Origin of the sequence: Calidifontibacter indicus, assembly GCF_003386865.1 — a bacterium.
Taxonomy (GTDB): domain Bacteria; phylum Actinomycetota; class Actinomycetes; order Actinomycetales; family Dermatophilaceae; genus Yimella; species Yimella indica.
In genome coordinates, this window is sequence record NZ_QTUA01000001.1 from 3,514,624 (window position 1) to 3,527,699 (window position 13,076).

General features: G+C 70.2%; 12 protein-coding genes. 6 read left to right on the plus strand and 6 right to left on the minus strand.

All coding sequences use genetic code 11. The annotated features are described in order from the left end of the window. Positions 1-8 precede the first annotated feature (8 nt). Positions 9-272 carry a hypothetical protein gene (locus DFJ65_RS16705; protein WP_115923999.1) on the minus strand — a complete coding sequence of 88 codons (264 nt, stop codon included), beginning with the start codon at positions 270-272 and terminating at the stop codon, positions 9-11. Between the two features lie 72 nt (positions 273-344). Between DFJ65_RS16705 and DFJ65_RS18295 the strand changes: the two genes are divergently transcribed. Further along, a complete protein-coding gene (locus DFJ65_RS18295; protein ID WP_115924000.1) occupies positions 345-2,375 on the plus strand; it encodes a sunset domain-containing protein in 2,031 nt (676 codons plus the stop codon). A 92-nt stretch (positions 2,376-2,467) separates the two neighbouring features. Here DFJ65_RS18295 and DFJ65_RS16715 read toward each other — a convergent pair whose 3' ends face one another. Next, complete coding sequence (locus tag DFJ65_RS16715) at positions 2,468-2,833, minus strand: sterol carrier family protein (protein WP_115924001.1); 366 nt, start codon at positions 2,831-2,833, stop codon at positions 2,468-2,470. 85 nt (positions 2,834-2,918) lie between these two features. Between DFJ65_RS16715 and DFJ65_RS16720 the strand changes: the two genes are divergently transcribed. Beyond that, complete coding sequence (locus DFJ65_RS16720; RefSeq protein WP_115924441.1) at positions 2,919-3,728, plus strand: spermidine synthase; 810 nt, start codon at positions 2,919-2,921, stop codon at positions 3,726-3,728. A gap of 3 nt (positions 3,729-3,731) precedes the next feature. On the opposite strand, the gene DFJ65_RS16725 is transcribed toward DFJ65_RS16720, so the two are convergent. Next, complete coding sequence (locus DFJ65_RS16725; RefSeq protein WP_115924002.1) at positions 3,732-4,616, minus strand: phosphoribosylaminoimidazolesuccinocarboxamide synthase; 885 nt, start codon at positions 4,614-4,616, stop codon at positions 3,732-3,734. 126 nt (positions 4,617-4,742) lie between these two features. On the opposite strand from DFJ65_RS16725, the gene DFJ65_RS16730 reads away from it, so the two are divergent. After that, the gene (locus tag DFJ65_RS16730; protein ID WP_115924003.1) at positions 4,743-4,940 is read left to right on the plus strand and encodes a CsbD family protein; all 198 of its coding nucleotides are present in this window, start codon (positions 4,743-4,745) and stop codon (positions 4,938-4,940) included. Positions 4,941-5,019: 79 nt separating this feature from the next. On the opposite strand, the gene purD is transcribed toward DFJ65_RS16730, so the two are convergent. After that, positions 5,020-6,282 carry a phosphoribosylamine--glycine ligase gene (purD, locus tag DFJ65_RS16735; protein WP_115924443.1) on the minus strand — a complete coding sequence of 421 codons (1,263 nt, stop codon included), beginning with the start codon at positions 6,280-6,282 and terminating at the stop codon, positions 5,020-5,022. 421 nt (positions 6,283-6,703) lie between these two features. Between purD and DFJ65_RS16740 the strand changes: the two genes are divergently transcribed. The 3 genes from DFJ65_RS16740 (at position 6,704) to DFJ65_RS16750 (ending at position 10,471) form a co-directional block, all read left to right on the plus strand. Next, positions 6,704-7,753 (plus strand): helix-turn-helix transcriptional regulator, encoded by a 1,050-nt coding sequence (locus DFJ65_RS16740; protein WP_115924004.1) that lies wholly within the window; start codon positions 6,704-6,706, stop codon positions 7,751-7,753. A 98-nt stretch (positions 7,754-7,851) separates the two neighbouring features. Further along, complete coding sequence (locus DFJ65_RS16745; protein WP_115924005.1) at positions 7,852-10,068, plus strand: HelD family protein; 2,217 nt, start codon at positions 7,852-7,854, stop codon at positions 10,066-10,068. Between the two features lie 94 nt (positions 10,069-10,162). Further along, positions 10,163-10,471, plus strand: coding sequence for a chorismate mutase (locus tag DFJ65_RS16750; RefSeq protein WP_115924006.1), 309 nt, complete (start codon positions 10,163-10,165; stop codon positions 10,469-10,471). Positions 10,472-10,555: 84 nt separating this feature from the next. Here DFJ65_RS16750 and lysS read toward each other — a convergent pair whose 3' ends face one another. Continuing rightward, on the minus strand, positions 10,556-12,319 hold the full coding sequence (lysS, locus tag DFJ65_RS16755; protein WP_115924445.1) for a lysine--tRNA ligase: 1,764 nt from the start codon (positions 12,317-12,319) through the stop codon (positions 10,556-10,558). A gap of 469 nt (positions 12,320-12,788) precedes the next feature. Further along, positions 12,789-13,076: ATP-binding protein (locus DFJ65_RS16760; RefSeq protein ID WP_170144137.1), on the minus strand; the 288-nt coding region annotated here is incomplete at its 5' end.

Here is a 13,076-nt window from a genome sequence, read left to right on the forward strand (position 1 = left end):
CAGCGACCCTACCGACGGTCGAGCAGGGCCCCTATGAGACCGCCGAGCAGCGCACCGAGGCCACCGAAAATCACCGCGAAGTAGCCGAACGTGGTGAAGACCGAGTAGTTGCCGTCACCGTCGGAAACGTTGGCGATCACCACTGCGGCGATAATTCCGATGACGGCGCCGGTGAGCACGAACGCGATGATGTTCGGCCGGCGGCGCACCGGCACCAACTGCACCGGCTGCTCGTCGTTGTCGGGTGATCCGTCGCGCTCCTGGTCTGACACGTCCCTACGGTATGCGACCGGTCGTTAGGGTTGCGGGCAGGTCCTCATCCCCTGCTTGCCGAAGGAGCGCCCATGAAGTGGGTCATTCTCGTCCTCGTCATCATCATTCTCGTGCAGTTGGCGATCATCGTCATGCGCGACCCGAAGCGTGGTGGCTCCGTCGGGATCCACGGTGTCGACGGCAAGAAGAAGGTCGGCGAGCCCGAGGCGATCGAGCAGCAGGAGGAGCCTGCACAGGTCGCTGCGCCGGTGAATCAGGCCGACAAGCCGGCGCCGAAGGCTGCCGAGAAGGCTCCCGCGAAGGCCGCTGACAAGCCGGCCGAGGAGAAGGTGGCCAAGGCCGACTCCGGCACCGTGAACGCCGCCGCCGGTGCGTCGGCTGCCGGTGCGGTCGGCACGACCGCCGCCGTGGCCGCCGCCGACAAGGCATCTGACAAGCCCGCCGGTTCCGAGCAGGCAGCGCCCGCTGCCGCTTCGTCGGGCGACGACTGGGACGCCGAGCCCGCACCGGTCGCCGACCAGCCCGCCGCCGCCGCTTCTTCGAGCGACGACTGGGACGCCGAACCCGCACCGGTCGCCGACCAGCCCGCCGCCGCCGCTTCTTCGAGCGACGACTGGGACGCCGAACCCGCACCGGTCGCCGACACCAAGCCCGCCGCCGCCGCTTCTTCGGGCGACGACTGGGACGCCGAACCCGCACCGGTCGCCGACACCAAGCCCGCCGCCGCCGCTTCTTCGAGCGACGACTGGGACGCCGAGCCCCCGGCTCTCGACGACAAGCCGGCTGCGCGCACCGAGACGACTCCCGCTGCCCCCGCCGCCGCGTCCTCCGGCGACGACTGGGACGCCGCGCCGCCCGCCCTCGACGACGCTGCCCCCGCGGCCAACCTGGCCAAGGCAGACGCGTCCGCCGAGCCTGCGAAGGCCGAGCCGAGCGAGCCCGCGGCCGCAGCACCGGCCGCGTCCGGCGGCGACGACTGGGCCACCCCGCCCCCGCCGCTCGACGACGCACCCGCGGCCACCGAGGCACCCGCCAAGAACGAGGCACCCGCCAAGGATGACGCACCGGCTGAGCCGGCCGCCGAGTCGACTACGGACGAGGCGCCCAAGGCTGAGACCGCTGCAGCCGCAGCACCGGCCGCGTCCGGCGGCGACGACTGGGCGACCCCGCCCCCGCCGCTCGACGACGCACCCGCGGCCACCGAGGCACCCTCCAAGGACGAAGCACCGGCCGAGCCGACCACGCAGGAAGCTCCCGCCGAACCGGCTGCCGACGAAGCATCGGCTGAGCCGACCGAGTCCGCTGCACCGGCTGAGCCGGCCACGGAGGAAGCCCCCGAGGCTGAGGCCGTCGCGACCACCGCAGAACCGGCACCGGCCGCAGCGCCGGTCGCGTCCGGCGGCGACGACTGGGCCACCCCGCCCCCGCCGCTCGACGACGCACCCGCGGCCACCGAGGCACCCGCCAAGGACGAGGCACCGGCCGAGGACGAAGCACCCGCCAAGGACGAAGCACCGGCAGAGCCGACCACGCAGGAAGCTCCCGCCAAACCGGCCGCCACCGAGGCACCCGCCGAGCCGGCTGCCGACGAAGCACCGGCAGAGCCGGCCACCGAGCCGACCAAGGACGAGGCACCCGCCCCATCCCGTGGAGACGACTGGTCGACCCCGGCGCTCCCGCTGGGCGACTTCGACCAGGCACCGGCGAAGTCGGCACCGGCGCGTGAAGAGACCCCGACCCGCGAGGTGCAGTCGGTCAAGGCCGAGCAGCCCGAACTACCCGCGGCCGACAGCGCCGACAGCGCCGATTCCGCCGCCAGCGCTGCTGAACCCGCAGCAGCAGAAGCCGCCGCGCCCGCAGAACCTGCCGCGTCCACGCAGGTCGCTGACGGCCCCGCCGACGGACCGTTCGGCCCCGGCTCGGCGATGCCGGAGGACGACGGATCGGGCCCGGCCGGCTGGATCAAGGGCAACGCCGACACGATGCTCTTCCACACCACCGACTCGCCGCACTACGAGCGCGCCGAGGCCGAGGTCTACTTCAAGGACGAGCAGACCGCGACGGCCGCCGGATTCCGGCACTGGGACGCGTCCAAGCGCTGACCGCGCGACTCACCCGAAATCGGCGTGAGTTCGTGCCCTTCGTCTCGGCGAGCGGCACGGACTCACGCCGATTGGTTGTGCTGCAGCCGTGCTCAGGGACGGGGAAGCAGCGGGAGGTAACGCGACAGATCGGAGCGTCCACCCGATGCACGCAACTCCCCCGAGTCCTCGGCATCGGTCCAGGCGAGGTCTCCGACCACCAGTGACAACCAGGTCTGGGCGGTCATCTCGACGACGTTCGGCGGGGTGCCGCGGCGGTGGGTGGTGCCCTCGATCACCTGCACCGCACCGTACGGCGGCACGCGCACCTCGACCGACCGGCCCGGTGCCGTGAGCGCCAACTCCTCCAGCGTGTAACGGACGGCGGTGGCGACCACCTGTCGGGGCGCGGCAGGGTCGGCACACCAGTCGAGCACGGCCTGCCGGCCGGCCGCCGGGTCGATACGGCGTGCGGGCACGTCGGGTCTCCTTCGTCGGTTTCTCCCGCGATCGTAATGACGCTCGGACGAGCACGGGAGCGCGTGCACCCTAGGCTCGGTGTCCGTGGCCCCTCCCGATCGCATCGAGTTCCGCACCGACGAGCGCGGCGGGGTGACGGTGCTGCGCGACGGCCACCCTCAGTCGTACGTCGACCCCGACGACCCCGGCCTGCTGGCCTTCGAATACGTGCAGCACTTCGCGCTGGTGCTCGACGCCCTCCCCGTAGGACCGCTCGCGATCACCCACATCGGCGGAGCCGGGCTGACGCTCCCCCGCTACATCCAGCACACCCGACCGGGGTCGCCGCAGATCGTGCTCGAGCCCGACGCCGCGCTGACCGAGGCCGTGCGGCGGGAGGCGCCGTTGCCGCGCGGCCACCGCATCCGGGTGCGGGCCACCGACGGCTGGTCGGGACTGCAGCAGTTGGCGGCCGACAGCGCAGACGCGATCGTCATCGATGCGTTCGACGACGGACGGGTGCCGGGCGACCTGGTGACCACCGGGGCGATGGCACGGTGCACCGAGGTGCTGAAACCGCACGGGGTGTTGCTGTTCAACATCGCCGACCGCCCCGATCGCGTGTTCCTGCGACGCGTACTCGCCTCGGCGACAACGGCATTCGACGAGCTGCTGCTGATCACCACGACCGAGGTGCTGAAGAAGAAGCGGTTCGGCAACTACGTGCTCGTCGCGTCCGCCGCGCCCCTCGACGTCACCGACCTGCGCCGGGCGATCGCCCGTGCCGACTTCCCGACGAGCCTGGTCGGCCCCGCGGAGACCGCCGCATGGGCTCGCGCCGCCAAACCGGTGCTCGACCCGTCCGAAGACCCCGCGCCACCGGCTCAGACCGAAGGCACGCTTCGGTTTCGTTGATTCTCAGGCGAAGGTGCGTCCGGTGAGGGCTTCGTAGGCCTCGATGTACTTCGCGCGGGTCTGCTCGATGACCGCCTCCGGCAGGGCCGGCGGAGCCTCCCCGGAGTTCTTGTCCCAACCGCTTTCGGCGGAGGTCAGCCAGTCGCGCACGAACTGCTTGTCGTAAGACGGCTGCGCCCGACCGGGCTCGTACGACGACGCGGGCCAGAACCGCGACGAGTCGGGCGTCAGCACCTCGTCGGCGAGCACCAGCGTGCCGTCGGTGCGGGTGCCGAACTCGACCTTGGTGTCGGCCAGGATGATGCCGCGCTCGGTGGCAATCCGGTTGCCCCGCTCCAGGATTGCCACCGTGAGGTCGCGCACCCGGGCTGCGGTCGGCTCGCCGATCTCGGCGACGACCTGCTCGTAGGAAATCGGCTCGTCGTGTTCGCCGACCGGCGCCTTGGTCGACGGGGTGAAGATCGGTTCGGGCAGCTTCGAACCGTCGACCAGACCGGCCGGCAAGGTCACCCCGGACACCACCCCGGTGCGCTGGTAGTCGGCGAGGCCACCGCCGGTGAGGTAGCCGCGGGCCACACACTCGACCGGCACCATCTCCAGCCGCTCGACCAGCACGGCGCGGCCGGCCACCTCGTCGGGCACGTCGGTGGAGATCACGTGGTTGGGCACCAGGTCTGCGAGCTGTTCGAACCACCACAGCGACAGCTGAGTGAGCACCTTGCCCTTGTCCGGAATCACCGAATCGAGCACGAAGTCGTAGGCGGAAATGCGGTCGGACGCGACCAGTAGCACCCGATCGTCGCGCACCACATCACCCTCGAGGGGGGCGTACAGGTCGCGCACCTTGCCCGAATAGACGTGGGCATATCCCGGCAGTTCGGCAGTCATGCGCACATTCTCGCGCAGTGCTCGAATTCACTGACGCGCACCGCCCCATCCGCGCACCCGAGAGGTAAGGATTGAAACAGCAGCGGCCGGCACCTGCCGGTCGACGTTCGACGGAAGGAGACCCACATGGGTATCGGTGACAAGATTTCGAACAAGGCCGAGGAACTCAAGGGCGCGGCCCAGGAGAAGATCGGTGAGGCCCGCGGCGACTCCGGCCAAGAGGCCGACGGTGCTGCCGACCAGTCCGAGGCCAAGCTGAAGCAGGCCGGCGAGAACGCCAAGGACTCCTTCGGCGACGCCAAGGACGCCATCACCGGCGACTGATCTCGGCGAGATGCACGAAGCCCGGCCCCACTTCGGTGGGGCCGGGCTTCTGCCGTTCGTGGTGGTTCGGTTCTGGTGGCTAGACCGTGATCTCGCCGCGCTGGGCCTTCAGCGCGATGTCGGTGCGGAAGTGGCTGTCCGCCAAGGTGATGTCCTCGATCGCGGCGTACGCGGTCTGTCGCGCGTCGGGGAGGTCGTCGCCGAGGGCGACCACCGAGAGCACGCGTCCGCCTGCCGACACCAGCCGGTCGCCATCCGTGGCGGTGCCGGCGTGCAGCACGTACGCGGGTGCGTCTGCGGCGGGGAGACCGTCGATCGGGTCACCCGAGCGCGAGGCGGCCGGGTAGCCACTGGCCGCGAGCACCACGGTCACCGCGTGCTGCTCCCGCCAGCGCAACGCCTCGTGCTGGTCGAGCCGGCCCTTCGCGGCGGCAGAGAGAAGAGAGCCCAGCGGCGTGCGCAGCCGGGCTAGCACGACCTGGGTCTCCGGGTCGCCGAACCGGGCGTTGAACTCGATCACCCGCGGGCCACGCGAGGTGAGCGCGAGCCCGACATACAGCACCCCGTTGAACGGCGTGCCACGACGGGCCATCTCGTCGATCGTCGGCTGCGCGATCGTGCTCACGACCTGTTCCACCAGTCCGTCGGGTGCCCAGTCGAGCGGCGAATACGCGCCCATGCCACCGGTATTCGGCCCTTCGTCGTTGTCGCCCACCCGCTTGAAGTCCTGCGCGGGTTCGAGCGCGAGCACGGTCTCACCGTCGGTGATGCAGAACAGCGACACCTCCGGACCGTCGAGGAACTCCTCGATGACCACCTTTGCGCCGGCCGCGAAGCAGGCGTCGGCGTGGGCGAGCGCCTCGTCGAGATCGTCGGTGACGACGACCCCCTTGCCGGCCGCAAGACCGTCGTCCTTCACCACGTAGGGCGCCCCGGTCGCGTCGAGCGCATCGGCCGCTTCGTCGTGGTCGGAGCAGACCCGGCTGAGCGCGGTCGGCACGTCGGCCGCCGCCATCACTTCCTTGGCGAAGGCCTTGCTGCCCTCCAGCCGGGCGGCCACCCCCGACGGACCGAAGACGTCGAAACCGCTGTCGCGCAACACATCTGCCACCCCGGCCACGAGCGGTGCCTCGGGGCCGATGACGACGAGGTCGACGCCGGTCTCACGCGCCAGGCGCAGCACGTCGTCGGGATCGGTCGGTCGCACCGCGGCCAGGTCGGCGAACTGCGCCATCCCCGGGTTGCCCGGCGCGGCGACGAGCGCATCGACGTCAGGGTCGGCAGCCAGGCTGCGCAGGATGGCGTGTTCGCGGGCGCCGGAACCGATGACCAGGATCTTCACGCCCACAAAGCTACCGACCACCCGCTGGCAACGAACGAACGCGCCATCGAATCCGCCGGTGGTGGCAACCGCCGGACCACAGCGGAAGGCTCACGGAGCCGGGACGGCTCGTGCTGCGAGCGACGAAGGAGCCGCAGGACGAACGCCGCAGGAGGCTCCAGAAGAAATAAGAAGGATCGGGCCTCCCGAAAGTCAGGGGGGAGGTCTCTCGGGAGAAGCCCGATCCGCGAGCCGCGGGGTCAGCCGTAGGGGGACTCGGCGACTCGCTCACAGCTCGCACAACCCGAAGGTTGCGGGATCAACTATTACTCACGTGAATCATCGTTGTCCAACGCAACGCTGTCGGAAGTATGACGGTGTCGTATAACCGCCACTAAGCTGTGAATCAGCCCACCCGGACGAGCGCTCTGAGGACCCCGTCATGCCACCCACCAGCAGCAAGCGGACGCCGAGCCGGACGACGTCCGCTGCGCACCCCGCGTCCGGAGCACCGGGGGTGTCCGGGGCTCCCCGGGTGGACTTCGACCCCGCCGACGACCACACCGCGCTCTACCTGGCGTTGGTCGAGGCGCCGTCGGTGACCCGCGACGAACTCGTGGTGCGCGGCTTCGACGCCGAATACGTCGAGCGGGTGATGGATTCGTTCGTCCATCGCGGGCTCGCGCGCCAGTCGGCGGTGGGCGCCTGGGAGGCCACGCCACCCGACATCGCACTACCGGCGTTCGCCTCCCGCCTGGAGGAGTACGCGAGCACGATCCGTGCATCGACCGCAGCGATCACCCGCACCTACGCCAGCCGCCTCGGCGACAAGCCCGCCCCCAGCGGTTACGACCGGCTCGCGGGCGAGGAGGAGATCGGCGCCGCGTCACAGCAGGTCATGGCGTTGGCGTCGCAACGCGTGATCGGGGTGCGCAAGAACACCGCCTACACGCGCTACCTGTTCGACCGGCCGATGGACATCCACCGCAAACCGCTGCGCAACGAGCGCGGCGTGGCGCTCGAGGTTCGTCTCACCCTGGAGACCGCCACCCTGCGATATCCGCGGGCCGCCGAGGTGCTGCCCGCCCACCTGCGATCGGGCGAGCAGCACCGCTACCTGCCGTTCCTGCCGTTCTCGGCGCTGGTCAACGATCGCGGCATGGCGGTAGTCGACATCGACGGGCCGAACGGCGAGGCCCTCGGCCTGCTGATCAGCACACCCGAGGCAACGCTCGCGATCGACAACGCCGTGCAGTGGGCCTGGCGCCAGGCCTCGCCGTGGCAGATCGGCGACACCGGTCACACCCTCGAGCCGCGCGATCGACGCGTCCTGGAACTGTTGGCGGCCGGTGCCACCGACTCGACGATCGCCCGGCGGCTCGGCGTCTCGCAGCGCACCGTCGAACGGCGGGTGCGCGACCTCATGCAGCGGGTCGGCGCCGAAACCCGTTTCCAGGCAGGCGTGTTGGCGGCGAAGTCGGGATTGATCTGAGCAACGGCCGGACACGTTTCGTCCGCTGCCACGCCGGACCGTAAACTCGTTGATTCGGCGGCTCCGACCAACCGCCGCACCTTCGACCTGGGGGAAGTATGACGTCATCGACACCACAGGTGTCACCTGCCGTCGAGCAGGAGATCGAGCTCGAGCAGGCGCACGTCGACCGTGTCTACGCCGAACTGAAGAAGGCTTCCGACCGGGCCGCGCTGGTGGAGGCCGAGGGACACACCCGGGGCCGCTCCTCCCGCACCGGCGAGGTGCGCGAGGAGGAGATCACCGGGCTCTTCGAGCGCGACGTGCTCGTCTTCCACGCCAGCCGCCAGCGACGCAGCTACGAGACCCAGTACGAGGGCCTGGTGTTCGGCCGCCTCGACCTCGAGCACGAGCGGCCCGACGAGCACGGCGAGACCCGCGAGGTGCGCTATGTCGGACGTCTCGGGGTGCGCGACGACGACTACGAACCGCTGGTGATCGACTGGCGCGCCCCGGCGGCCGCCGCCTTCTACCAGGCCACGCCGTCCGACCCGAAGGGCGTGCTGCGCCGGCGGGTGCTGCGCTGCCGCGGCGAACGCGTCATCGGCGTCGAGGACGACCTGATGGTGCCCGAGGCGCCCGACGACATGGTCGTGGTGGGCGACGGCGCGCTGATGGCGGCGTTGACCCGCACCCGCGGCGGACGCATGCGCGACATCGTCGCGACCATCCAGCAGCACCAGGACCAAGCGATCCGGGCCACCGCGCGCGGCGTCACCGAGATCAGCGGCGGCCCCGGCACTGGAAAGACCGTGGTGGCGCTGCACCGGGCGGCCTACCTGCTCTACTCCGACCGTCGCAAGTACGAGAGCGGCGGCATCCTGGTGATCGGCCCGTCGGCGGCCTACACCGCCTACATCGAGCGCGTGCTTCCGTCGCTGGGTGAAGACACCGTGACCCTGCGGTCGCTCGGCGACGTGATCGAGGGCCTCACCACCGTCCGTCTCGACGAGCCCGACGCGGCCGTCGTCAAGGGATCGCTGCGCATCCGCCCCGTGCTCGGACGCGCCGCCCGCGACGCGCACCCAGACGCCCCCGACCGGTTCCGCGCGATGGTGTCCGGCCACCCGGTGCACGTCGGCGCCGCCCAGTTGGCAGACATCCGCCGCCGGGTGTTGCGCAACCACCAGCACAACACCGCCACCGCGGCTGCGCAGGACGCCCTCGCCGACGCGGCGTGGACCCAGGTGCGTCCGCACGCCGGCACGCTCGAGCGTTCGGAGTTCCTCGAACGCTTCGCCGACCACCTCGAGGTCGAGTCGTTCATGCAGGCGTGGTGGCCGCAGACCGACCCGCGCGAGGTGCTGCTGTGGATGACCGATCGCCAACGCCTGCAACGGTATTGCGACGGCTTGCTCTCCGCCGCCGAGACTGAGGCACTCGGCCGGTCGCTCGACGTTGCGCTGGCCACCGGCACCTGGAGCGTCGCCGACGCCGCCCTGGTCGACGACCTGTCGGCCCGTCTCGGGCTCGTCGTCGAGCAGGAGAACCCCGAGCGCGGGTTCTACGAGATCGAGTTGCTCGACGACCCCACCCAGTACGACGTGCAGGAAGTGCGGCCCGCCGGCACCCTGGTCACCGACGAGGAGGTGCAGTACCGCCGCCGTCCGGCCGGTGCCCGTGAGCAGTTGCTGCAGGGCCGCATCGAGCGGTGGAGCGAGTACGCCCACGTGCTCGTCGACGAGGCTCAAGACCTCTCCCCCATGCAGTGGCGGATGGTCGGTCGCCGCGGTCGGTACGCGTCGTGGACCGTCGTCGGCGACGCCGCGCAGTCGTCGTGGCCCGACGAGGCCGAGGCGCGCGCCGCGCGCGAGGAGGCGTTCGGCAAGAAGGAGCGCCGCTCGTTCCACATGACGACCAACTACCGCAACGCCCGCGAGATTTTCGAGTACGCCGCGAAGGTGGTGCGCCGGTCGGTGCCCGACGCCGACATCCCCGACGCCGTGCGCGAGACCGGCGTCGAACCGGCGGAGGTTCGTGAGCGCGACGTCGTCGCCGGCTCCGTCTCGGCCGCGAACAACCTGCTGGCCGAGGTGGAAGGACTCGTCGCGGTGATCGCCCCGGCGAAACACTTTGCGGCGCTGGCCGATTCGCTCGACGGCGGCGACGAGCGAATCGTGTTGGTCGACCCGATGTCGACCAAGGGTCTGGAGTACGACGCCACGGTGATCGTCGACCCCGACGAGGTCACCCGCGAGTCGCCCGGCGGTGTGCGGGTGCTGTACGTCGCGCTCACGCGTGCCGCCCACCGGATGACGGTGGTGCTGCCCGGCTGAGCCCGGCCGTGCCCACCCCGCCTGCCCACCCCGCCTCCGCCCACGTGCCGGACGCGGTTGGCCGCACCCGCGTCCGGTGTCCGAGAATCGCAGGGTGAGCGAACAGCACAGCACCGAGGACGCGACCCTGCGCGGTTACCGCCAGTCGATCGACAACATCGACGCCGCGCTGATCCACCTGCTCGCCGAGCGGTTCAAGATCACCCAGGCGGTCGGTGAGTACAAGGCGACCCATGACCTGCCGCCGGCCGATCCGGCGCGCGAGGAGCGCCAACTGGCCCGCCTGCGCGCGCTCGCGACCGACTCCCAACTCGACCCTGAGTTCGGTGAGAAGTTCCTGCGGTTCGTGATCGACGAGGTCATCCACCACCACGAGCGCATCCGCGACGATCCGGCGAACTGACGCCGCGACGACGAACGACGGATCCCCCTCCACCGCGTCGGTGGAGGGGGATCCGTCTCGTCTGCGGCTGTCGCGCAGCGGAATTCAGCTCAGCAGTTCGCGCACCTTCTGCGGGCCGACCGCGAGCAGCAGGGTGGGCAGACGCGGGCCGGTGTCCTTGCCGATGAGCAGGTTGTAGAGCAGCTTGAAGAACTCGCGCTGGGCGGCGCCGAGCGACGCCGCCAGCTCCGGCTCCGCCTTGCGGTCGGGACGGAAGTCGGGGCTGCGGCCCAACATCACCTTCGGCACGCCGTAGACCTGGTGGGTGAGGCCGTCGAGCGACCAGACATCCTCGATCGCACCGAGGTCGGTTCCGTTGCCGTCCAGCAGGATTCGCAGCGACTGGCGGTCGTCGTCGGAGAGGCTGTCGAGGGTCTGTCGGTCGGCCGCGGCGCGCACGACCGTCTTGTCCTCGTCGGCCATCCGGGTGGCCACCCACTGCTCGACGCAGTCGAGCCGCGGACGCAACGCGTCGAGCGATGCCGGCGGGTCGGCCGGGTCGAGCTGACCGACGATGCGCAGCGTCTGCTCCTCGTCGCCCGTGGTGATGTCGACGATCGACGCGAGCGTGCGGTAGGCGACCGGGTAGGGCGTGGTCGGCAGAGCGCCGTCGGCCGTGCTCGACGCACGGGTGTAGGCGGCGATGTCACCGGCCTGCCCCTTGCCGTCGGCAACTTTGCGGCCCAACGCATCCCACTCGTCGTACATGCGCTGCACCTCGGCGTCGAAGGCGACGTCGAAGGCCTGGTTGGGCTTGCGGCGGGCGTACAGCCAGCGCAGCAGGGCCGGCTCCATGATCTGCAGGGCGTCCTCGGCGACGGGCACGCCGCCCTTCGACGAGCTCATTTTCGCCATGCCCTTGATACCGACGAACGCGTACATCGGGCCGATCGGGCGCTCCCACCCGAAGATCGGCGCGAGTTCCTTGCCGACGGCGTACGACGAACCCGGCGACTGGTGGTCGACGCCGGACGGCTCGAAGACGACCTTCTCGTAGGCCCAACGCATCGGCCAGTCGACCTTCCAGACCAGCTTGCCGCGGTGGAAGGTGTGCAGGTCGACGGTCTCCGTGTGGCCGCACGAGGTGCACTCGTAGTCGAGCAGCGCGGTGGTCGGGTCGTAGCCGGTGACCTTCGTGAAGTCCTTGTCGCACACGGTGCAGTAGGGCTTGTACGGGTAGTAGTCGGTGCCGCTGGCGCCGTCGTCCTCGGACGCCGCACCCGAGCCCTCGGCGGCCTCGGCGGCGGCAGCCTGCTGGTCGGCGTCGAGCTTCGCGTCGATCTTGGTCTCGGCCGCCGCGAGCGTGCGGTACTGGTCGAGCACCTTGTCGATCTCGGCACGCTGGCTCATCGCGAACAGGATCTGCTCGGTGTAGGCGCCGGAGGTGTACTGCTGCGTCTGGCTGATCGACCGGTAGGTGATGCCCAGCTCGGCCAACGAGCGCTCACACTGCTCGCGGAAGTGGGCCGACCAGGAGTCGGCACTCGAACCGGGCGGCGGCGGCACGGAGGTGATCGGCTTGCCGATGTGCTCCGCCCACGAATCGTCCACTCCCGCAATGCCCTTGGGCACCTTGCGGAACCGGTCGTAGTCGTCCCAGCTGATGATGTGCTCGCACTCGATGCCGCGGCGCCGGACCTCGTCGGCAACCAGGTGCGGGGTCATCACCTCGCGCAGGTTGCCCAGGTGGATCGGGCCCGACGGGGAGATGCCCGAGGCGCAGACCACCTTGATGTCGCGCTGCTTCGCATCGGCGATCACTTCGTCGGCGAGTCGGGACACCCAGTCGTCAAGTTGCTGCTCAGTCACGGTCACCCATTCTACGGGCGCAGCCAGAGCGCTCCGGACCGTGCGGCACTGCTCCCCCCGGGGACACGCCGCCCAAGTTCAGGTCGGGAACAGTTGGGGACGACGAAGTCGGACTCAGCTGATTCCACCGGTGTCGACGAAGTCGGACGCGGGGAGCCTGCGACCCGAGGCCGACGGATGGAGACGCCGCACAAGTACAGGTCGGGAACAGTTGGGACGACGAAGTCGGACTCAGCTGATCCCACCGGCGTCGACGAAGTCGGACGCGGGGAGCCTGCGACCCGAGGCCGACGGATGGAGACGCCGCACAAGTACAGGTCGGGATCAGTTGGGGACGACGAAGTCGGACTCAGCTGATCCCACCGGCGTCGACGAAGTCGGACGCGGGGAGCCTGCGACCCGAGGCCGACGGTGTCAACGGCGGCTGAAAAGTGACCCCCTAGCGGCAATCGAAAGTTGACCCCCTCGTCTACTGGTTCTCTTCGGTGGCGGCCGCGGGGACGCGGCCGAGTTCACGGTTCTTAAGCCGGTAGGAGTCGCCTTTGAGGGCGATGACTTCGGCATGGTGGACGAGCCGGTCGATCATCGCGGCGGCGACTGTGTCGTCGCCGAAGACCTCGCCCCAGCGGGCGAAGTTCTTGTTCGAGGTCACGATCAGGCTGGCGCGCTCGTAGCGGGATGAGACGAGTTGGAAGAACAGGTTCGCTGCCTCGGGCTCGAACGGGATGTAGCCGACCTCGTCGATCACGAGCACGGG